This is a genomic window from Petralouisia sp. (assembly GCF_056822245.1).
This window is the reverse complement of sequence record NZ_JBQIOP010000021.1, coordinates 40,663-64,167: the sequence shown is the minus strand read 5'-3', so window position 1 is coordinate 64,167 and position 23,505 is coordinate 40,663. Positions and strand designations below refer to the sequence as shown.

General features: G+C 43.4%; 16 protein-coding genes. 15 read left to right on the top strand and 1 reads right to left on the bottom strand.

All coding sequences use genetic code 11. The annotated features are described in order from the left end of the window. Nucleotides 1-30 precede the first annotated feature (30 nt). Together ACTO17_RS10205 and ACTO17_RS10200 are read left to right on the top strand one after the other, a co-directional pair. Nucleotides 31-1,233 carry a DUF5711 family protein gene (locus tag ACTO17_RS10205; protein WP_172538264.1) on the top strand — a complete coding sequence of 401 codons (1,203 nt, stop codon included), beginning with the start codon at nt 31-33 and terminating at the stop codon, nt 1,231-1,233. An 84-nt stretch (nt 1,234-1,317) separates the two neighbouring features. Then, nucleotides 1,318-1,851, top strand: a complete 534-nt coding sequence (locus ACTO17_RS10200; RefSeq protein ID WP_172538265.1) for a CvpA family protein — start codon at nt 1,318-1,320, stop codon at nt 1,849-1,851. A gap of 18 nt (nt 1,852-1,869) precedes the next feature. Here ACTO17_RS10200 and ACTO17_RS10195 read toward each other — a convergent pair whose 3' ends face one another. After that, nucleotides 1,870-2,871, bottom strand: a complete 1,002-nt coding sequence (locus ACTO17_RS10195) for a hypothetical protein (RefSeq protein WP_482557857.1) — start codon at nt 2,869-2,871, stop codon at nt 1,870-1,872. 714 nt (nt 2,872-3,585) lie between these two features. Between ACTO17_RS10195 and ACTO17_RS10190 the strand changes: the two genes are divergently transcribed. The 13 genes from ACTO17_RS10190 to fliS all read left to right on the top strand — a co-directional run bounded on the left by ACTO17_RS10190 (nt 3,586) and on the right by fliS (nt 23,504). Then, entirely contained in the window at nt 3,586-11,265 is a 7,680-nt protein-coding gene (locus ACTO17_RS10190; protein WP_482557856.1) for a fibronectin type III domain-containing protein, read from the top strand. 48 nt (nt 11,266-11,313) lie between these two features. Next, nucleotides 11,314-12,474 carry a class B sortase gene (gene srtB / locus ACTO17_RS10185; RefSeq protein WP_482557855.1) on the top strand — a complete coding sequence of 387 codons (1,161 nt, stop codon included), beginning with the start codon at nt 11,314-11,316 and terminating at the stop codon, nt 12,472-12,474. Nucleotides 12,475-12,508: 34 nt separating this feature from the next. Beyond that, nucleotides 12,509-14,071, top strand: a complete 1,563-nt coding sequence (locus ACTO17_RS10180; RefSeq protein WP_482557854.1) for a leucine-rich repeat domain-containing protein — start codon at nt 12,509-12,511, stop codon at nt 14,069-14,071. A 270-nt stretch (nt 14,072-14,341) separates the two neighbouring features. After that, entirely contained in the window at nt 14,342-14,617 is a 276-nt protein-coding gene (flgM, locus tag ACTO17_RS10175; protein ID WP_482557853.1) for a flagellar biosynthesis anti-sigma factor FlgM, read from the top strand. Between the two features lie 39 nt (nt 14,618-14,656). Then, a complete protein-coding gene (locus ACTO17_RS10170) occupies nt 14,657-15,145 on the top strand; it encodes a flagellar protein FlgN (protein ID WP_482557852.1) in 489 nt (162 codons plus the stop codon). 107 nt (nt 15,146-15,252) lie between these two features. Then, nucleotides 15,253-16,950 carry a flagellar hook-associated protein FlgK gene (gene flgK / locus ACTO17_RS10165; RefSeq protein WP_482557851.1) on the top strand — a complete coding sequence of 566 codons (1,698 nt, stop codon included), beginning with the start codon at nt 15,253-15,255 and terminating at the stop codon, nt 16,948-16,950. Nucleotides 16,951-16,962: 12 nt separating this feature from the next. Next, nucleotides 16,963-18,804 carry a flagellar hook-associated protein FlgK gene (gene flgK, locus ACTO17_RS10160; RefSeq protein ID WP_482557850.1) on the top strand — a complete coding sequence of 614 codons (1,842 nt, stop codon included), beginning with the start codon at nt 16,963-16,965 and terminating at the stop codon, nt 18,802-18,804. Nucleotides 18,805-18,818: 14 nt separating this feature from the next. Continuing rightward, entirely contained in the window at nt 18,819-20,348 is a 1,530-nt protein-coding gene (gene flgL, locus ACTO17_RS10155; protein ID WP_482557849.1) for a flagellar hook-associated protein FlgL, read from the top strand. Nucleotides 20,349-20,359: 11 nt separating this feature from the next. Then, nucleotides 20,360-20,824, top strand: coding sequence for a flagellar assembly protein FliW (gene fliW / locus ACTO17_RS10150; protein ID WP_482557848.1), 465 nt, complete (start codon nt 20,360-20,362; stop codon nt 20,822-20,824). 2 nt (nt 20,825-20,826) lie between these two features. Further along, a complete protein-coding gene (csrA, locus tag ACTO17_RS10145; protein WP_172536012.1) occupies nt 20,827-21,042 on the top strand; it encodes a carbon storage regulator CsrA in 216 nt (71 codons plus the stop codon). 87 nt (nt 21,043-21,129) lie between these two features. Further along, the gene (locus ACTO17_RS10140; protein WP_482557847.1) at nt 21,130-21,561 is read left to right on the top strand and encodes a flagellar protein FlaG; all 432 of its coding nucleotides are present in this window, start codon (nt 21,130-21,132) and stop codon (nt 21,559-21,561) included. 11 nt (nt 21,562-21,572) lie between these two features. Further along, the gene (fliD, locus tag ACTO17_RS10135) at nt 21,573-23,102 is read left to right on the top strand and encodes a flagellar filament capping protein FliD (protein ID WP_482557846.1); all 1,530 of its coding nucleotides are present in this window, start codon (nt 21,573-21,575) and stop codon (nt 23,100-23,102) included. 15 nt (nt 23,103-23,117) lie between these two features. After that, on the top strand, nt 23,118-23,504 hold the full coding sequence (gene fliS, locus ACTO17_RS10130) for a flagellar export chaperone FliS (protein WP_172537371.1): 387 nt from the start codon (nt 23,118-23,120) through the stop codon (nt 23,502-23,504). Nucleotide 23,505 lies beyond the last annotated feature (1 nt).

The window sequence follows — 23,505 nt, the reverse complement described above, 5'->3', positions numbered from 1 at the left end:
GAAAACGAGCTTGCACACGGAGGTGTAGTTTTGGCAGATAAAGCATACCGGGTGGTAAAATCGGATGTAGGGGTAAAGTCAGATGTAAAGGGAATGAACGAAAAAATCCGCAAACATCGGAGAAAAATCTTAAGCTGGGCGGCTTTTGCGGCGATTGCATCACTGCTGACAATTGCAGGAATTTATATCTACCTGCAGACCAGAACATATTCAGATTATGATATTATAAAATCTGTGAAACGGGAAGATTCTCCGGGTACACAGTTTGACGTTTTTCATGGAAATATCCTGAAATACAGCAGCGACGGAGCCTCCCTTGTGGATGCGGACAATAAGACCATCTGGAATCAGACTTATGAAATGCAGTCGCCTATGACGGATTCCTGTGAAAATTATGTGGTAATCGCTGACAGAAAAGGAGATACCATTTATATTATGGATATTTCCGGACCCTGCGGAGAGATTAAGACCGCCATGCCCATTCAGCGGATTCAGGTGGCAAATCAGGGAACAGTGGCTGTCCTGATGGAGCAGGAGGGAACCGGATACATTCAGGTCTATGATAAATCAGGAACTTTTCTGGCAGAAGGAGAAGTACATACAGAAAACAGCGGTTATCCATTGGATCTTGCCATTTCCAATGACGGCAGGAAACTGGCGGTTTCTCTGCTGGATGTAAATGAGGGAAATGTGAAAACCACTGTAACATTTTTTAATTTTGACACAGTGGGGCAGAATGAGATTGACAATATTGTAGGACAGTATTCCTATTCTGATGTTGTGGTTCCCAAAGTGGAATTTCTGACAAATGACGTGATGGTGGCCTTTGGGAGCAGGAAAACAGTGATTTTTGAAGGCGCCCAGAAACCAAAAGTTAAGAAAGAGATGGAAGTGGAAAAAGAAATCCGAAGCATATTTTATAATGACGCTTACTATGGATTCGTCTTTGACAATGAGAATAAAGAGCAGACTTATCAGATGAAAATATATGATTTACGCGGAGCAGAAGTACTTTCCCAGGAATTTCGGATGGAATATGAAGAAATCGGATTTCTGGAAAACGATGAGATCTATCTTCGCAATAATCTGGAATGCGCAATATTTACTTTGCGGGGCGTTCAGAAATATCATTCCAATTTCGAGAAAAATATCTGGAAAATTATGTCTGCCGGCAAAATCAGAGATTACGTTTTCCTCTTGGACAAAGAAACTCAGAAAGTAAGGCTGAAATAGGCCGGAGAAAAGATACAAAGTACATGCTGAAACAGGCTGGATAAAAGACACAAAAGAACGTGCTGAAACAGGAGTGCAGAAAATATGGATATTTTATTAATAACAGTGCTTGTAGTTGTGGGAGGGTTTGGGCTGCACGGCTATATACGGGGGATGGTGAGAGTTGTATTCTCTCTGGCGGCAGTTTTTGTAACAATTATTCTGTCATCTTTTGCAACGCCATATGCTGCAGAATTTCTGAAAAAACAAACGCCGCTGTACGAAATGATTCAGGAAAACAGCAAAGGCTATGAGTGGATTGCAGAACAGGCAGCAGACGCTGTGGTGGAAAGAATTGCATGGATTCTGGTATTCATTCTGATTAGCATTTTGCTTGGGGTTTTGATCCATGTTCTGGATATTATTGCAAAGCTGCCGGGAATTGATACCATCAATCATGCAGGCGGTCTGGCCGTGGGACTGTTAGAAGGGCTTGTAATAGTCTGGATTTTCTTTTTGGTCATTACCCTGTGCCAGGGGAGCGAATGGGGCAGTCAAATGATGAATGAGATCCGGAAAAATCCCTTTTTGGAGCTGCTTTACGAGAATAATCTGCTGGAGCAGATATTTGAAAAGTGATCATCACTTGTGCTGCATTTACTGGGGAGACTGTTCTGATGCAATAGTTCTGGATAAATAGTCCTCTGCTTCTGACGGGGAGAGATTGTATTTTTTAATAATTCTGGCTTTAATGTCAGACTCCGGGTGTCCGAATTCCCGAAGCGTGTCGATGGCGCCTTGTATTTTGCCGGTCTGAATGCCCCGCTGTTCACCAGCTTGTTCTCCGATATGAATGCCCATTTGTTCTCCGATTTGGATACCATTCTGCTCTCCAATGTGAATGCCTCTCTGCTCTCCAATCATAATAGCCTTCTCCCGTTCCTCTTTCAGCATCGCCTCTATCTGAGGCTCCATAATCTCCATTAAAATATCAAACATATTCTCAGCTCCTTTCCAATGTTCTATCATCTGTTTATTGGCTTTCAGCATGACCGTCAGCACAGAATCGGCAAAGTTCCGGTCCCCGGCTTCCGTAAGGTTTTTCGTCAGTGTCAGTAATCGTTGGGCAGTGGGTTCCGTCACTTTCCTGGAAAGTGCGCAGAGCCATGCATGAGCGTTCGGATCTAATTCCTGGGTGACAAGCACCTGTGTGGGGAAGGGGACGGTGCCCTCGATATAGTAGATTCCGGCATATGGCTTTGTGATGGAACACCCCTGGACTCTGAAATGCCGGAATAATTTCCGGGGCCTGGCATCCCGGACAAGGGAGACCGTGATATCATGGGCCTTAATGGAATCCACCGTCCTTCCGCCGGATTTATAAAGGGCGGCATAGGCCATGGTCTTGTAATAGACGTCAATGTCCAGAGCGTCTCCCGGAGATTTGTATTCCATAATGTTATGTCCCCGGAACAATTTTCCGATTTCGTTGGAGACGGCAGCAGAGACGTTCTTCTGAATAATTAACAAGTCAATGGACAGGGGCTTCGTGTTCAGATTGTGTTCCTTGTGAAAAGTCAGGTTCTCCCTGTCCTCCCGCAGCTCCAGGTTCATGGCGGCCACAAAACCGGGATGCCATTGGATTTTCGTATCTTTCATATAGATTCCTTTCTTGTAGTATAGCACAAAATAACAGCAGGCAAAAGCATGAAAAATTTCCGGGATAAAAACAAATGCCGGCGGGAGATGTAAATAATAAAACAAGGTTTCAGCGGGAAGCCCGCGTTGTGATGCAGATGAAAGTCTGCCAGAAATGTAATAGAAACTTCGTTTGCCCTATCGTATCATAGAGACAGTTGGTTGTCAAAGCAGATTTTCAGTGTAAGATGGAAAATACAGGCAAAAAGTACTGCATTTTTCAGGACGCTGCATAAATTTCCGGGAATCTAAAAAAATTATAAAAGAAATTCGTAAAAAAATAGCTTTCTTGCGAAATATGTGTTATAATTTCTAAACGGAGTATTACATCCGGAACAGTCAGGCTACGGTTCTACCACTACTACAAAAGATAAAGCTGTTCCGGATGTGGTTCTTCGTATTCTTTACGGCATTTATAAGGAAAATCCAGGGAAATCATGAAAAAACAGTGAAAATGGTTAACGAAACAGGCAAAATTGCCGAAAAAAATTAATAATATAGATATAGATAGAACGAAATATGCATGTGGGATGAAGCAAGGAGGAATGAGCGATGTATAAGGATATTGGGAAGAGGATCATGGCGTTGTTGCTGAGCGTCTGTATGATAGCCGGGATGGTGGATTTGTCCGGGTTTACGGTGCATGCAGAAGATGCTCCGTTGCAGTTACACAGTGTGGAAGTAGAGGGAACATATATCTATGATGGTTCACAGCAGCAGCCAGCAAAAGATAATCTTAAAGTGTATTATTCTGATGCAGTTGGAGACCGCCAATTATTAACGGATGATACAGCTTATGAGATAGAATCATATGGTGAAAATCTTAATTCAGGCACTCAGAACGCCACAGTAACAGTGCGTGCAGTTGAAGGTAAGGGATATGCGGGAAGTCAAACAGGCTATTTTAGCATTGGAAAAAGAGAGATAACAGATAGTATGATATCACCGATAGAGCCTTGTATGGTGCAGACAGGCGATAATGTTGAACCTGAAGTGACTGTAATTGATAGTACTGTAAAGGATCCGGCTATTTCTTCAAATGGTGGGAAATTAAGAAAAGGTACAGATTATACTGTGGACTACGATGATAATTATCTTCCGAACACGAAAGGAAAGGCGATTATTAAGGGGATAGGCAATTATCGAACGGGAAGCGATGGTATTATCAAAGAATTTACCCTTACAGAAATGATGGCCGATAAGATAAATATTACATTGACTGCGGGAAAAGATAGTGAGACCGGAGAACTATATGGCAATGATTCGACAGGATTTTATAAAATATATACCGGAGAGAAATTAACCCTTAAAAAGGGTTCGCAAATACAAGTATCATATGAAAATCAGCAATTAGATCCAAAAGACTATGAAGTAGTATATAATCCGAATCGCAATCAGCCCTATGTAGGTGATGTTATAGTAAATGTTAAGATAATCTCGGGAATATACAAAGGGTTAGAGACAAATAGAACGGATGTAGGATTTTATATAAGAAGGAATATGAATCCGGAAAATAATACGAGGGACGGCATAACATATAACAGTGGTATAAAGGCAAGTCTCGTCAGCGAAACGGAAGCAACAATTAATTTAACGGATGTTGGATTTTTTGATGCAAATGCAAGTACAGAGATTCAAAATTTGTTGAGGAATACTCCTGAAGAAGTGATTCAAATAGAGGTTGAGACCGGTTGGGAAAGTAAATTATCACAAGGCGGTGGCGATATTGAATGGACGGCAAAGATTACGAAAGCGTCTACTGGGACACACAATAAATATTATTCAGGTGAGATAAAAGTCCCTGTTACTATCACGGTTCCAGAACTGACAGAGGATATGATTCACATTGAGAATAATGATATAGAAAATCCTAAAATGATGTTTGACGGGACTACAGAATGGTTGGAACAGATAATAAGGAACCCCCAAAACTGGATAAGAGTGGGAAATAAAGGAAGTGAATATGCACTAGGCACGGATTATACGGTTTCTAAAAAGGCAGGAACCACTAGTCAAACCGGAAAAAATGCCGGAGAGTATTGGATTACTGTTACACCGACTAAAACCGGCAAATTGAGAGGAGAGCCGAAAGATAAAAAAATCACAGTAGATCCTATGCCTTTGACGGGGGCAGGTTCGACTGTGCGAGCAGAAGTGACAGATGTTACTTATAGTCCGGCAGGAATACCTAATCCTAATGTAACGCTTGTATATTTGGATAAAAATAATGTTAGGGTGCCAATGGTTCCAGGGAGTGATTACAGTATTACGGGATATAAACCTATGACTGGTGTAGGGCCAGGAGCAGTAAATATATCCGGTTTGAATAATTTTAAAAACAGTACTGCTTCGCTAGATTATAACATTCTGCAAAAGGATATATTCAGCGGAACAAATGTATCTGTTTCTGAGGTTCCCAATGAATTACCATATAATTGGGGAGAAGCTGTTGTTCCAGACAAATTTACAGTTACTATGGATGGATATACTTTAAAGGAAAATGTAGATTATAAGATAGAATATAAGGACAGGAATGGTGATTTATCAGACCATAATAAAGTGGCAGATGACCAGATTACCATGCATATAAAAGGAATAGGTAATTATAAAGGAGAGAATACAAATTACGATAGGTCATTTACGATTGTGCAGCGGGAGTTGAAGGATACTGAAATAACCGTAAGCTCTATTCCTGAACAGATTTATACAGGGGAACCAATTACACCAACAGTTGAACTTACCCGTAAAAGGGGAGGTAAAAAGATAGATCCAGCAGAGGGATATACAGTTGGCTATGCCAATAATATAGAAGTCAGCGGCAGCGCTTCTAGCGGCAAAGCCAAGATTACAATTACAGGGATAGAGAATTTCACAGGAACATTGTCAGCAGAGTTTGTAATAAAAGCTTGTGATTTGAGCAATCTGTCTACCTTGCATGTAACTGCTGAATCTGAAAAGGATACTACTGTACGTTATGATCTTTTAAGTAAAGAATGGAAAAAGAATTATTATATATATACAGGCGATAAGATTGATCTGAGTATTTATGATTTAGAGATTACCAGGATAATCGGTGAAAATGAAACAGATATAAAAGAGGAAGATATAGTCGTCACTTATTCTGCAAATCAGGAAATTGGAAAGGCATGTATGACGATTTCTGCTTCTGATACTGGAAATTACAAAGGCAAGAAAGATGTATATTTTGCAATTAAAGGAGATCTGAGTGATTGGAACGGTTCAAGCCCGAATAAAAGGACAAAAATTGTAATTGAACCTCAGGAATATACGAATGCGAATATCGTACCTGAGGATGTAAAGGTTACATTTTTGGTAGGTAATGGTTCTGATGCGCAGGAGAAACCATTAACAATCGGCAAACACTTTTCAGTGACCAATACAGATGCTGGAATCACAACAGTTGGGAGCAGTCCGACGGCAAGAATCACCGGAGAGGATACCGATGATACATGGATGTTTACAGGCTTTGCAGATGAAACATTCGATGTGAAAGAATTTGATTTAAGTGGCAAAACAGACGCTGACTTGGAAGCTGCAAACTTCCTGATTGATATGACTGAAGATTATATATATTCAGGCTGCCCCATTACGCCAGAGCCTGAGATTACTCATTCAGGTAATCCGGTAGAAACGAGTACCGGTTATGATTTAAGTTATTATGATTGTAATGGAGAGGATCAAACGCCTACTGAGATAGTGGATACGAGTGATGCCAGTCTGTTTGGAGTTGGAGATTACAAAGTCCGCATTACAGGTAATACCAATTATAAGGGTTATACAGAAAAAGATTATACGATATCGCCATATGTGTTTAAAGAAGATCCGGATGCTGACACAAGAGTAAACATTACGGGCACAGAGGCTGGCTATGTTGTACTGGATCAAATAAAATATCCAGATGAATATGCTTCTGCTTATACGGGAAATGCAATGATGGAATTGGGTCAAAATGGTGAAAAGACAGATAATGTCATCTGGGACCCCAGTAAGCTGAAGATAACATTCACTCCGGTTAATATGGAAAATGCAGCGCAAACTCCGGTAGATCTGGTGTTAGGTCAAGATTACTACGTAACATATGAAAATAATACGAAACCTGGTACCGCAACATTAGTTGTTCATGGAATGGGAAACTTTGATGGCGAAATAAGAGAAGATTTCCAGATACTGGCGGATTTGGGCGGAACACACACAGAGGTTAAAGTAAAAGATTGTACGTTTACCCCGGCAAATGAAGGGGAGGAAGCTGCTAACAGACCAGAGGTAACAGTGTGGTATACACAGGAAATAGCTGGTGTAGAACAGGAACCCGAAGCGTTGGAAGCAGATACCTATACAGTTGCTTACACTAATAATGAAAGCGCAACACATCCGTATCCAGGAAAAGAAGCAGAATCAGCTCTCGATCCAGAAGGAAATAACTTTGGGCAAGCGACTGTTAGTGCCAAACAAGATGAGGCAGGGAAGTATACAGGAGCTACTTATGGAACAAAGGCGGAAGGCTTTAAGATTTATCAGAGAGATCTGGCTACAATTCGACCGGAAGATTTAATTGTACCAGAGGACTCGGATGTTCCAGACACTCCGGATATTCCGGACACAGCGGAGACTCCTGATGATTCAGAAGAATATCCGTGGAAGATTGAGAATCTGCAAGCAGGCTATGAGTACAATGAAACCTATATTACTCCGGAACCGGCGATTTTCTGCAAACAGGTTCAGTTGGATGGTGAAAAGCAGACTGGTGAGACAGAGCCTTCAGGGGACTATGATTATCGCATCTGGGCTGAGAATAATCTGAATGTTTGGACGTTTGAAAATGCTGATATGAGTGGAAAACGGCTGCATCCGATTTTTACTGTGGAGGCTAGAAGGGATGCTCAGCAGAAGTATGATGGCAATTATTGCGGAAAAGTTTCTCAGAATTTTAAAATAACGCCTCGTCCGTTAGAAGAGAAGATTGACACGGCAGCATTTCCAATTACAAATAGCAGAATTGCAGACAAGGGCACAATATTGGATAAAGACCAAATAGCAGATCCTAATGGTTACATAGGTACTGAAAATGATAAAGGAGAGTGGGAATGCGATTATACCAGAACATTTATTACTTTTCCAAAAGAAGGCAAAGGAATTGCAAATCCGGAAAAGAATGATGCTCTCGCTATTAAGTGGAGTGGCGATGGTGTAAACTTTACAGAGTTGGTAGAAGGTCAGGACTACAATATTGAGTATATAGACAATGTTAAGATTGGTGATGCTAAGATTCATATTGAGGCTCCGGAGATAAGCAATTACGCAGGTTCTTATGATAAACATTTTAAAATTATGGCCAGTATCACAGAGGTGGATAATGCGAATCCAGTTCCGCCAGGAAGATATATAGAATTAAGTTATGAGGAGGAAGTTCCTTATGGCAAAGTGGCAACTTATCCGGATTTAATATTTGAAGATATGTCAGGTATATATGCCGAAAGCCGGGATGAGGCGTATATTCTCGAGGAAGGAGAGGATAAGGATTTTGTAATTATTACAGAGAAAAACTATCAAAAGTATGGCTTGAGTGAATACAGTCAGAATAATATAGAAGTTACCGAAGACGGAGCAAAAGCAACGGTTGTAGTACAGGGTGTTGGTTATTACAAAGGTTCCATTAAGAAAGAGTATACAATTGTGCCAAAAGACATAAATGATCCTGGAATTGCGATAGAATTTGTAGGCAGCATAGTGTCTGGAGAGTATAAGAATGCATATATCTACAATGGAAACGAACAAAAGCCGGAAATTAATCTGTATAATAATAATAAAAAAGATATGGAAAACGTAGATGCAGATGATCCGGATAAAAAGTATGACCCATATCAGCCGCAGTTGAAAATGGCTCCTGTCAGGGAAAATAACAACGGAACTTATATTAGCGGAGACTACAGAATTAAAAAATGGGATAATAATATAGGCCCAGTTAATGAGAAAGGGGTAGCCAAAGTTCTTATCGAAGGTGTCGGGAAGAATTACAAAGGAGAACGATGGTTCGAGTTTAATATTATTCTCAGACAGATGGAAACCCTTACTTATGAGATTAAGGATCAGGACAGCATAATTTATAATGGAGCAGCGCAGACGCCGGAAGTTGAAGTGTCTTATAATGATGGCAGTAAGAAAGTTGTGTTAGTTCCGGGAACAGATTACGATTTAGAGTATGAGAATAACGTAGATGTTCCAATGAAAGTGGAAGCTCCGGCAGAAGGGGAAGAACAGCCGCCTCAACCGACGATTACGTTTACAGGCAAAGGCGGATATGACGGAACTCACAAAATCAATTTTGACATTAAGCCAAGAGATATAACAAAGGATGAAATTGTGGCAACTGCTGTAGCGATGTACAATAGCGGTGGAGCTGTTATTCCGATTATTACGGTGAAGGATACGGGGATATTAACGGGAAAAGCCCTGGAGCCAGAGAAGGATTATCAGGTAGTTGAAGGCAGTCAGACAGGAGAGACAGAGATTGCAGACGAAGGAACTGTAGATATTGCCGGTAAAGGTAATTATACAGGCACTAAGAAAGTGACATTCCGGATTATTCCGCCTGACGGAGTTCTTACAATAGAAGAGATTCCGGAACAGGAATTTACGAATAGCCCCATTATGCCAGAAGTACAGGTAAGCCTGGTATCGCCCCAGATAGAGACGCCTTTCCCGCTGAATGAGAATGACTATGAGGTAAGATATACTGACAATCTGAAAGCAGGGACTGCAAAAGTAATTATAACAGGCACAGGCGCCTTTGAGGACATGGGAGCAGTGGAGAGAGAGTTTACCATTACTCCCAAGAGCATCGGTTCAGAAGGCAGTATAGACAGCGCTATGACATTGAGCAGCATTGAGCCTCAATGGTACAGCGGCCGGCCAATTGTTCCAGGCGTAGAGCTTAAGTTCCAGCCGGCTCTGAAGGAAGGAGAAGAAACCAACAATCCGGTTATCTTAATACCAAACACAGATTACCGGGTAACTGCTGTAAACAATACCATGGTAGGGGAAGCAACTGCGACAATTACCGGTATCGGTAATTACACAGGCACCATTGAGACGAAGTTCCGTATCCATGGAAATATGAATCTGGTAGATGTGGCTCCCATTCCTACTCAGGAATATACCGGAAGTCCCGTAACGCCGGTTCCGCAGGTAAGCATCGGCGGGAAGGCCATGGTGGAAGGAACAGATTACCGTGTGGAATACAGCAACAACGTAGACCGGGGAACAGCATCTATTACCATTACAGGAACAGAAGACTGGTATTTCGGCACAAAAGTTGTGAAATTTGACATTGCAAGAGAATTGTCAGCAGAAACTTCTGTCCGGGGCGTTGCATCTGTGTACACCTATACAGGCGCGGCCATTACTCCTCCGGTCAGAGTAGAGGATGACGGCAACCTTCTGGTCAGCGGAGTGGATTATGACATTGCGTATTCTGAAAATATCAATGCAGGAACCGCAGTCATTACCATTACAGGCAAGGGCAAGTATACCGGAGGCACAACAGCATCCTTTAAGATCAGTCCTCAGCAGTTGGGAAGAGCAAAGATCAGCCCTGTCAGCGATCAGATATTTAACGGAAAAGAACAGAATCCGCCAATCACTGTCACCAGCGGCAGCACCACACTGCAGAGCGGCAAGGATTACAGCGTAGTATATGTCAACAGTGCAACGCCTGGAATGGCAAGCGTGATTGTTAAGGGAGAAGGAAATTATACCGGAACCCAGACCATAAATTACAGCATTAAAGTTCCTGAGGTTACCGGTGTGAAGGTTTCCAAGTATACCAATAAGAGCGTCACCATTTCCTGGACGAAGAATGACGTGGTCAGCGGATATGAGATTTACAATTCCAAGAACAGACGGGCAGCAAGAGTTAATAAACCAACAACTACCAAGGGAACTGTTTCCAAATTAAGCGCAGGAACCTCACAGACATTCCGGGTAAGAGCCTATGTCAACAAGGACGGACAATATTATTATGGGCCGTTTACAAGCGTGAAAGCAGTGACAGCGCCTAATTCCACTAAGATCAGCAGCCTGAAATCTACAAAGAAGAAACAGGTGACCGTGAAGTGGAAGAAGGTCAAAGGAGCGACTCAGTATCAGGTTTACCGAAGCACCAGCAAGAAAGGAAAATATAAAAAGCTTGCAACAACCAAGAAAACCTCGTATACTGATAAGAAAGCAACAGGCGGCAAGAAGTATTACTACAAGATCCGCGTATGCAAGAAGATCAACAAAAAGAATTATTACAGCAGTTATTCCGCTGTGAAGTCAGTAAAGGCAAAGAAATAAGCGAAGAATCGCTGAAAGAATAAGCAGGGAAGGATGGGAGTTGATATCATGGGCAGAGTATATTGCATTGGAAAATTTCAGTTTGATTCCTATGAGAAATATCAGGAAGCTTTAGATGACATAGAGAAAATCAGATACATTTCCAAGAAAATGGATATCAATGAAACTGGAGTGGCCCAAAAGCTTTATTCACTGATTCGAGAGGGAAAGATCATATTTAAAAGTGCGATTGGAGATGATTATCTCCTTTACCTCTCGGATATGGTGGCAGAAGATTATAAGGTCGTTTCCAGAACCACCTTCACTGACCGGGTGGCCCGTAAGATAAAGGGCCTGTCGCCTGGCCAGGTGGTCGGCGCCATCTGCATGACAGGCGCAGTAGTATGCTTTCTGGTATTTCTGGGCAGTGAGTTTCACGATCAGCAAAAGACCAGAGAACTGGAAAGAATTAAGGATGAACAGGAGATTTCCGCTGCGTCAGACTGGCTCTCCGCCCGATTCCTGGAAACATTGAACGGAGAAGAGGAAGAAGAGCCTGTTCTGGCCCAGTCGGGGACAGTAGACAATAATGTATACGGTGCAGAACTGGCGCAGGAAACCGTAGAGAAGCCGGAAGGGCCGGCGGTTTTGCGGGAATACCAGCAGCTGCATCAGCAGAATTCAGATTTTTGCGGGTGGCTCAGCATACCAGGAACAGGAATTGACTATCCGGTGATGCAGGCTGTACCGGAAAGCAGTGATTTTTATCTGACCCATAACTACGATGGGGAAGAAGATATCAATGGATCTATCTTTTTAGATTCCAGGAATGATTATGAACAGCAGGACGACAACCTGATTGTATATGGACATAATATGAAGAGCGGTCTGATGTTCGGAGAATTAAAGAACTATCTTGATCCGGCATTCTTCCAGGAACATAAGATGATCCAGTTCAATACGATTTACGAGAAGGCGCAGTATGAAATCATAGCGGTTTGTCTGGCAAAAGTGCCTGCCGAGGAAGAAAAGGGATTCCGTTATTATGATTTTATCAATGCAGGAAGCGAAGAAAACTTCAGCAGTTTTCTGGAAAATATGAAGAAAATGAATATAATGGACGGGGATTTGAATGCCTCGTATGGAGATAAATTGTTGACACTTTCAACCTGCAATAATTATACAGAAGATGGAAGGTTAGTTTTACTGGCAAAGAAGTGCTCGCCGTAACGGCGCAGATACCAGTTTCAAGGAGGACAAGAGAATGAGGAAATTATTTGGCAAATGTTTCAATGTAATATTGATACTGGCCTTAACCTTCGCGCTGTCCCCGGCGCTGCCGGCTATGGCGGAGGAAGATGTCAGTGCGTTTATTATGGAAGGAAGTACGATTACCGGCTATAACGGACCAGGCGGAGATGTCAGTATCCCGGCTTCTGCAACAGCCATTGCAGACTATGCTTTTGCCGGAAATACAAGCATTTCCAGTGTGACAATTCCGGCCAACGTTACCAGTGTGGGAAGTTATGCTTTTTCCGGATGCACAGGTTTGACCAACGCAGTATTCGGCGGGGCTGCAAGTCTTGGAAGCGGGGCTTTCTATGGATGCTCCTCCCTTGGATATGTGGAATTGCCGGCGGGACTGACTTCCATCGGCTCAGAGACCTTTGACGGCTGCAGCAGCCTTGGCACGGTAAATATTCCGGATGGGGTGACTTCCATCGGCGCACAGGCGTTTAACGGCTGCGGAAGCCTTGGAAGTATCAGTATTCCGGGTTCTGTGACGGAGATTGGAAGCAGCGCTTTTAATAACTGTGTGGGACTTTCTGAGATTAACATTCCAGATTCAGTATCTTCTATGGGAAGCGGAGTTCTGGCAGGATGCAGCGGTCTGACTTCTGTTAGTCTTTCCGGCGGAATGTCCTCTATTCCAGAATTGACATTATACGGCTGCAGCAGCCTTGGAAGTATCAATATTCCGGGTTCTGTGGGAAGTATCGGTTCTCAGGCATTTGGGAACTGCAGCGGAATCGGAAGCATCAGCATTCCGGCTTCAGTTTCTTCCATAGATTTCAGCGCTTTTGACGGCTGCAGTAATCTGGCGGAAGTGAATGTGGAGAGCGGGAACGGAAGTTATGCTTCTTCAGACGGTGCCGTGTATGACACCAGTCTGACTCAGCTGTTGTATTGCCCCATTGGGAAGTCCTCTCTGACATTGCCGGACAGTATGACGTCCATAGCTTCTTCGGCATTCAGTGATTGCCCTTATGTATACAGCCTGGATGTACCGGCATCAGTAACCACCATTGAGGTGGATGCATTTACCGGCAGCGGAATTAAGGCGGTAACGATTCTGCCCAATACCACATCCATTGGTTCTCAGTCCTCCTGGACGCCGGATGTGATCCGCGGATACACAGGTTCCCAGGCAGAGAAGTTTGCAGATGAAAACGGATATATTTTTGAGAGTATCGGTACAGTTGGAGCAGAGCCCACAGAGACGCCTACACCGACTCCGGAACCAACCGATAAGCCGTCTCAGACCCCGAAGCCTACGGATAAACCCTCCGCTACCCCGAAGCCATCTCCGGGAGCTGCCGGAGGCGGAAGTAACGGCGGAAGCACTACACAGACCGGCAGCGGCGGAGGCACCAGCGCCGGTTCCCGGACATCTGTTTCCAGAAACATGGGGACGGCACAGGTAGGAAGCGGAACTCCCAAAACAGGAGTTGCATTTGACGCAAGATATGTACTTTGTCTTGGAGTGTTCTTTGCCGGAGGCTATCTGGTAGTCAGCAGGAAGAAGAAAAGCGCGGATGCGGAATAGATAATGAGAAAAGGTACTGCAATACCTGCAGAACGAGCAGGTTTTGCAGTACCTTTTTTGAAAAAGAGCGCTTACAGAACATTCGGAAAGTAATTTTTGAAGGTAAATTACCGGGTGGGGAAGTTGTGTCGTTTATTTATGATTATACTTTCCCAATATTTCCTAAAGTTTCTTTTTAAACAACCGATAAATAAAATAGATAACAAATCAGGAAACAGTTAACACTGTGAATATAAACTGCAAGATGCAGAGAAGAAAGGAGATGCCTTTATGCGTATAGAAGCATATAGTCAAATCAGTCAGGTGTACAATACCAGCAAAGCTTCCAGGACTAAAGGCAGCGGGAGCGCCGGTAAGAAGGATGAAGTGCAGATTTCCAGAGCCGGCAGAGACTACCAGGTTGCGAAACAGGCAGTAGCAGAAGCGTCTGATATCAGGAATGATAAGGTTGCCGCCTTAAAAAGCAGTATTGCATCCGGGAATTATAAAGTGGAAACAGGAGACTTTGCAGCGAAACTGATAGAAAAATATGAAGCATATTTTTAGAAATGAGGTTTTCACGTGGCCAGTTTAATGGAAGATTTTATGGATGTATTAGAGAAAGAGAACGGGGAATATGAACGCCTTACAGAATTGTCCCGGGAGAAGAGACAGATCATTATTGACGGAAATATCCCCGCTCTTGAGGAGATTACCAGCAGGGAGCAGGATATCACAAGTATTCTGAAGAATCTGGAGAAAAAAAGAGAAGAAGTTGTCAATGATATGTCTATCGTACTTAGTAAGAAGCCAGAGGAACTGACGGTTACTAATATGATAGCCTTTTTAAATAAACAGCCAAAAGAACAGCAGCAGCTTCGGGAGTTAAAAGAGAAGCTGCACACCACATTAGAACAAATGGCTGAGATTAATAATCAGAATGAGGTATTGTTGCAGCAGGCAATCGAGATGGCAGAGTTTGACCTTACATTGTTTAAAAGTATGAGACAGGCGCCGGTTACTGCCAACTATGACAAGCGGGCAAATAATACAGGTGATTTGCTGGGAAGCAGCGGATTTGATGCGAAGCAGTAAAGAATTGCAAAAAGCGCAGGCAATCAATTCACCGCAGATGAAAACGAAAACAGATTAGGGATAGAAATTCATAGCAGGGACGCGGAAATAGAAGGAGAAAGCAAGTTATGGCAAATGGAATGGGAAGTCTGTATATTGGGGCATCCGGGCTGCAGAACAGTCAGAATGCCCTGAATACGACGGCGAATAACCTGGCAAATGCGGACACCAAAGGCTATGTAAGGCAGCAGGTGCTGTTTGCAGACAGAAGCTATGTAACATTTAAGAATTCAGCCATCAGCAAGCAGCAGGCGGGGCTTGGCCTTGCCATTGCCGATGTGGTACATACCAGAGACATGTTTCTGGATAAATATTACCGCAGGGAGAATGGACGCCAGGCATTTTATGAGGCAAATTATCTGGCGGTGCAGGATGTGGAGGATATTTTCCAGGAATTAGAAGGAATGCAGTATCAGAATATACTGGAAGATTTCTGGGATTCCTTTGAGGAATTCTCAAAGGGGCCTAACACAGAGGTGAATCAGAATCTGGTGGTTCAGAAGGCAACATTATTTATTGAGCGTTCCCAGGGTATTTATCAGAATATGAAGGAATACCAGAAGAGAATCAATATCAAGATTCGGGAAGGCATTGACCGTATCAATGAACTGGGGCATACCATTCAGGAACTGAACCAGGAGATTATGCGGATTGAATCCGGCGGTGTGGAAACAGCCATGACGCTGCGGGATGAGAGAGACAATGCATTGGATGAATTATCTGCGCTGGCTAAGATAGAGGTTCGGGAGGATGTCAACGGCGCAGTGCGTGTAAGATTGGAAAATGTAGAATTTCTGGATGAAGTGCACGTATTTGAGGTGGGATCAGTTACAGATGAACTGACCGGTTTTGTGACACCGGTGTGGCCGCAGCTGTCAGATATGCCCCGGGAAAAGTATACGCCTGTGTTTGATTACAGTATAGATATTTCTCCGGAACTGAACACAGATATCGGGCAGTTAAAGGCGCTGGTGCTTACAAGAGGTGAGAAAATCGGCAATTACCGGGATGTTACCGGCGTTTCGGCAGATAAATATAACAATGGGGCAGGAATGTCTGTGATGGTTTCTGCTGAGGCGGAATTGGATCAGATGGTTCATGAAATTATAACAGCCATCAATGATGTATTCAGCCCCACTACTACGGCCAGTTTTGTTGGAGCAGACGGAACGCCCTATACGAATGTCCGGGTATGGGATGAAGAGAATGCCTGCCTTGGCCAGGATGGCGAGAAGCCGGGCCGGGAGCTGTTTACCAGACGGGGCTGCGATCGTTATACTGCAGTAGCGGAACAGGGAACAGGGAAGATTTACTATGTGTATAATGAGGAAGATCCTCAGGACACCTCTAAAATGTATACCACCCAGGGCGTTACTGTGAATCCTGACTTATTGGAAATTGAATCGGGGCTGCCTCATTTGGACAAAAACGGAGATCCGGACTGGGGATTGGCCCATAAGTTGGTTAATCTTTGGGATGAGAAGAAATATACTGTGAATGCCAACGATACCAATCCATGTTCTTTCAAAGAGTACTATCAGAGGATGATAAACGGCATTGGCGCCAAAGGAGACGTGTTCGGAGGACTTGCCACAGACCTGAGCGGAGAAGTGGCCAGCATTGAGAACAGCAGACAGCAGGTGTTCGGCGTATCTTCCGATGAGGAATTGCAGAACATGATTAAGTACCAGAGCGCGTATAATGCAGCCAGCCGGTTTATCAATGTGATTTCTGAGATGCTGGAGCATCTTGTAACGCAGTTATAACAGGAGGAGACTATGCCATCAACATTTTTTGGATTAACGATAGCGGGTTCCGCATTAAATTCTTTTCATGCGGCCACAAATACAGTTGCTAATAATATCTCCAATGTGAATACCAAGGGCTATACCAGGCAGGAGGCTGTCCGGGTGGCAGCAGAGGCCCTCCGTACCAATCAGCGTTACGGGATGGCGGGCAGCGGCGTTACCACTACGGAGATTATACAGAAACGTGATTTTTATTACGATGTGAAATATTGGGAAAACAATGCCAGAGTCGGCATGTATGATACGAAATTATATGGAATGCAGCAGATTGAAGACTATTTACTGGATGATGATTCGTCGAAAGGTTTTACAACAATTTTAAATGAAATGTTTGGCGCTTTGGAAGATTTGAAAAAGACGCCGGAGATCCTGGACGCCAGAAAAGCATTTATCAGCAAATCGCAGAATTTCGTTAATTTTTTTAACAGCATGAGCGTGGGGCTTACCAGAGTTCAGGAGGATTTTAATCAGGAAATTGCCGCCCAGGTGGCTAATATTAATTCCATCGGCCAGAAGATTGCTTTGCTGAATAAGCAGATTAATGTAATCGAACTTCAGGGAACCAACGCCAATGAGCTGAGGGATCAGCGGGCATTGCTGGTGGATCAGCTTTCAGAGCTTGTGCCGGTAGAAGTAATCGAGTCTCCGGTAGCCAATAGCAATTATCCGGATGTGTATACAGGGGCAACCAATTATGTGCTGAAAATCAACGGGCAGACATTGGTTGAGAATTTTGAATACAATACACTGGAATGCCAGGCAAGGGATTATAAAGTAAACCAGTCCGACGCAGAAGGGCTGTATGAAATTCGATGGAGCCATACCGGAATGGAATTCAATGCATCCGGGAGCAACTGCACCGGAAGGCTGAAAGCGCTGTTTGATATCCGTGACGGCAACAATAACGAAGCTTTTCAGGGAAGGATTGATTCTTTCAAGCCAGGAAACGGCGGAAGCATTGTAAGTATTAAGAATCCCAGTATTACCTCAATTAATGGAATGACCATGCCTTCTGAGGGTGTGATTACATTGGGAAATAAGAATTTTGCGTATTCCGGATTCACTTACGATGCCAAAACTCAGACCTATGAATTCCAGCTGAAGACAACCCTTTCTGTGGAAGAAGAGAATGCGTTAAAGAACCGGAGCGGGATGGTAGGAAGCGATATTGATGCCATGGGAATCCCCTATTATCAGGCCCAGGCAAATAATTTTATCAGGGAATTTGCAAAGCAGTTTAACCTGATACACAAGTCAGGGGTAGATTTAAATGGAGAAGCCGGCAAATCCTTCTTTGTGGCGAAAGATCCTACAGACGGAACGGAATATAATTTTGACGGTTACCATGGAATGCAGGATATGGATGACACTATGACTTCCACAGGCAATTATTATTATCTGCTGACAGCGTCCAGCGTGAAAGTGGATAAAGATTTGGAACTGGACCCCCGGCTGCTGGTGACTATGTATCAGAGCGATTTGGAAGATGATGTGGCCAGTCAGGATATTGTGGAGAAAATGCTTACACTGAAAAGTGAAGTAACTATGTTCCGGGGAGTGGGCGCTGACCAGTTTTTGGCGTGTCTGATCAGTGATAATACGGTAGATACACAGAAATCAAAGCATTTTCTGGAAAGTTATACGAACATTAATGAAACAATTATTCAGAAACGAATGTCAATTTCCGGCGTAGACGAGGATGAAGAAGCCCTTGATATGTTGAAGTTTCAGAATGCATATAATCTGGCCTCCAGAATGATACAGACTATGACAGAAATGTATGACCGTCTGATTCTGGAAACCGGCGTATAGAAGGAGGCTCAGCCATGATGAGAGTAACCAACAGCATGATCAGCAGAAACAGTATGAAGAATATGAACAATAATAAAGTGAATGTTGATACGCTGAATACACAGATGACAACACAGAAGAAGATTATCCGCCCGTCGGATGACCCAATTATTGCAATCCGCGCCCTTCGCCTCAGAAGCAATTTGAGCGAGCTGAACCAGTATTATGAGAGAAATATTCCGGACGCCCAATCTTGGTTCGAGGTAACAGAAGGCGCTCTGAAGAATATGGAGGATATTCTGAGGGATATTTATACCAAATGTGTGGATGCGTCCACAGATGTTAAGACACAGGAGGACCGTGCAGCGATTCTGAAGGATCTCCGTTCTCTGCGGGAGCAGGTGTATGCGGAAGGCAATACAGATTGTGCCGGCAGAACTGTGTTTACCGGATTTAAGACCAATAGTCAGCTTACATTCCTGAAAGAAGATAAGGACATTAAATACGAGATCACGGAGCCTATTTCCTTTGAGGATATGGAGGAGAAACGGTATTACAGCAATCTTGTGACAGTGCCGAATACAGTGGATGAAGTGCAGGCGGGCGTGGCAGTTGGGGATATGCCTGAAGAGCATGTACTTAAGAGGATTCAGTTGTCTTATGAAGGGCTTGGGGATATCAATAAAGGTGATATAAAATATGTGGATGCAAATGGCAAACTCCAGAGTTTGGATGGACTGGAATATGATAATGGTAACAGAACGGCGGGAGTAACAACTGATAAATCTTATGATCAGTGGGTGGCTGAAGGCTGCAAAGTAGGAGATGATCAGGTTTTATTTTTCAAGGAAACTGGAGAGCTTATATTTGGAAAAGAGGTTGCCAACCACATCAGCAGCGAAAAAATGCAGCTCAGCATCACCTACCAGAAGCAAGGCTTCGCTGAAGGCGAAGTAAGACCCGAGCATTATTTTGACTGCCAAAACATTACTGATCCCAACAACACGCTGACCTATGTAAAAGAAAATCAGGAAATCAAATTCACAGTTGCCTTTAATCAGCAGTTAACGGTGAATACCCAGGCCAGCAACGTACTGGATGCCAGCATAGGCCGCGATGTGGACGATATTACCAACGCAGTTCAGGCTTCCATTGCAGCCCATGATAAGGTAGAGAAGCTGAAGGCAATGCAGAAGGAACAGCAGTATTCTGACGAAGCTTCTCAGGAGAAACTGAAAGAATGGATAGAAGCGGCTGAGAAAGAAGCTGTTTATGCAGATGACAATATGCAGAAGCTTTTTGCCGGCGGCATTACCAAATTCCAGGGGCACATGGATCGGGTAAAACTTGCCAAAACGGATTTGGGAAGCCGTGAAAACCGTCTGAAACTGACAGAGAACAGAATGTCCAATCAGCAGACCACCTTCGAGCAGTTAAAGTCCAGAAATGAAGATATGGAATTGTCTGATATTATCATTGAATATACGGCGGCATATAATGCATATCAGGCGTCCCTGCAGGCATCTGCCAAGGCAAACGGACAGACTTTGCTGAATTATCTGTAAGGAGGGACGGCATGGAGTTAGAAACCAGATTATTTGGAGAAATAGAGGTGGACGAGGAGAAGGTTATTTTCTTTGAAAAAGGAATTATCGGTTTTCCCGACTGCCAGAAATTTATACTTGTATATGATGAGGGAGAGGATGGAACCAGGAAAGGCATTTCCTGGCTCCAGTCTCTGGATGAACCGGCCTTTGCCCTGCCGGTGATGGACCCCCTGTTAGTAAAAGAAGATTATAATCCCCAGGTAGAGGATGAAGTGTTAAAGCATTTGGGGAATCTTACGGAGGAAAATACCTACGTTCTGGTAACAGTTACAGCAACAGAAGATATCACAAAGCTGAGTGTGAACTTGAAAGCGCCCATAGTAATTAATTCAGAGGAACGGAAAGCGCATCAGGTGATTGTGGAAGATGACTTTCCGGTGAAATTTGCAATCTACGAGATTTTACAGGCAAAAAAAGAAAAGGCGGGTGAATAAGAATGCTGGCATTAACCAGAAAAAAAGGAGAATCCATCATTTTAAATAATGACATCGAAATCAGTATTCTGGAGCTGCGGGGAGATCAGGTAAAAGTCGGCATCAGCGCACCCAAAGAGGTTCCTGTATACCGAAAAGAAGTATATCTTCAGATTCAGAAAGAAAACGAGGCTGCATCATCGGCAGAAAGCCTTGCGGCTCTGAAGGAAATTTTATAATATAAATGATGGTTCTTAATTTTTTCCGCCAGATGGCCGATATATATAGAAGAAAAAATCGGTCAGGTTTCACATGGAGGTGATATTATGGAAGTTCGAAAGGTAAATACACCATCCGCGCCTTATCAGGGAAGTGGGTCGGAGGTGGCTGTAAAGCTGGAAACAGCGGTAAAGCAGGAGCCCGTGATAAGTTCTGCAGCGCCCAAGACAGAGAAGGCAGCGCCAAGGCCGGCAATCTCAGACAGTCCGTTGATCTCGGAAGAAGAGAAGCAGAACCCGGTGGACTCCAATGAAATGAAGAAAAAGAACGGCATGAAGCGTGCAGTGGAAGAAATAAACCGGAAGGCGAAGAGTTCCGAAGTGATTTTCGGGATTCATGATGCAACCAACCGGGTGACCATTAAGGTAGTAGATAAGGGAACCAAAGAAGTAATCCGTGAGTTCCCGCCAGAGGAAACACTGGATATGATAGCAAAAGTATGGGAATTGGCCGGCATCATGATTGATGAACGGGGATAGGAGGAAGCGCAATGGCAATTAGGATTTCCGGACTGAATTCAGGTCTTGATACAGATTCCATCGTACAGGAACTGGTTTCAGCATACCGTACGAAACAGGATAAATATACAAAGGCACAGACCAAGCTTTCCTGGAAGCAGGACGCATGGAAAGAGATGAATACGAAGATTTACAATTTCTACAGTAAATCCTTATCCAATATGCGCCGTATTGGTAACTTTACCAATAAGAAGATCACAACGGTTTCTGACAGCACCAAAGCAACCGTTTCTGCATCTTCCAGCGTAATGAATGGAACTCAGACTTTGAAAGTGAATAAGCTTGCCAGGGCAGGTTATCTCACCGGACAGGAATTGAAGGCTTCTGACGGCGAGAAGATTGAAAACAATACGCAATTATCTAAATTAGGCATAAAGAGCGGCACTCTGAAGCTGAAGGTGGGCAATGAGACTAAGACCGTAGAAGTAACAGACAGCATGACGGTAAAAGATTTTACCAAGGCGTTAAACGAACAGGGAATTACCGCTAGTTTTGACACAAGTCAACAGAGATTTTTCCTGTCCTCTTCAGAGACTGGCACAAGCCATGACTTTAATTTTGTGGCAGAAGATCAGGCGTCTTTAAATATGCTGAACAGTCTGGGACTGGCAACAGAGGCGAACTTTAAAGAGGCGAACGTGACTCCGGATAAGGATGCGAAGTTTGCCATCAAAGATGCGGCTGAAAATGCGGAAATCGTTCTGAACGGCGCAGTATTTACCGGAGAGAGCAATAAGTTCTCCATCAATGGACTGAATATTACAGCAACCGGTGTCAGCGAAGAGATGACCATCAGCACTTCCACAGATGTAGACGGCATTTACAACATGATAAAGGACTTCCTGAAGGAATACAACGAAGTCATGAATGCCATGGAGAAAGGATACAATGCGCCTACAGCTAAGGGATACGAACCGCTGACCGATGATGAGAAGGATGCCATGTCCGATAAGGAAGTGGAGAAATGGGAGACTAAGATTAAAGATTCCATTTTGAGAAGGGATGATACCCTGCGTTCTGTTATGAGCGGAATGTCTTCTCATATGTCGAAGGTTTTTGAAATAAACGGCAAGAATTACAGTCTTGCATCTTTTGGAATTAAGACGGCAGGTTACTTTAATTCTGCAGAGAATGAGTCTTATGCATATCATATTGACGGCGATGCAGATGATTCCGTTTCTTCTTCCAATGATGATCAGCTGCGCAAGATGATTGAGGAAGATCCCGATGCAGTGGCAGAATTCTTCACACAGCTTGCCACCAGCGTGTATGACAATCTGCATGAAAAGATGGGAAGCACCACATTAAGCAGCGCTTATAAGGTTTACAATGATAAACAGATGCAGAGTGAGTACGATGAGTACACCAAGACCATCAAGAAATGGGAAGATAAACTGAAGGACATGGAAGATTACTACTATAAGAAATTCTCAGCTATGGAGACTGCATTAGCAAAACTGCAATCTCAGACAAATTCACTTTCTTCACTGTTAGGTGGCTGATAAGGAGGACATGAGGTGATAGCAAACAGAGGGTATGATGCCTATGCGAAGAACAAGATTTTAACAGCTTCTCCGGCGGAGCTGACATTGATGCTTTATGAAGGAGCGATTAAGTTCTGCAATATTGCAATTGCCGCTATTGAAGAAAAAGATATCGAGAAAGCCCATAATAACATAACCAAGGTAGAAAATATTATTGCTGAGTTTCTGTCAACGTTGGATCACAAGTATCCGGTGGCCCAGGATTTTGAAAATGTTTATAACTATCTGATGGAGCGATTGTTGGAAGCGAATTTGAAGAAAGACAAAGAGATTCTCGAAGAAGTTCTGACGCATCTTCGTACCATGCGGGATACCTGGAAGGAAGTTATGGAACAGAACAAGATTGCAAAGGCTAATTAGT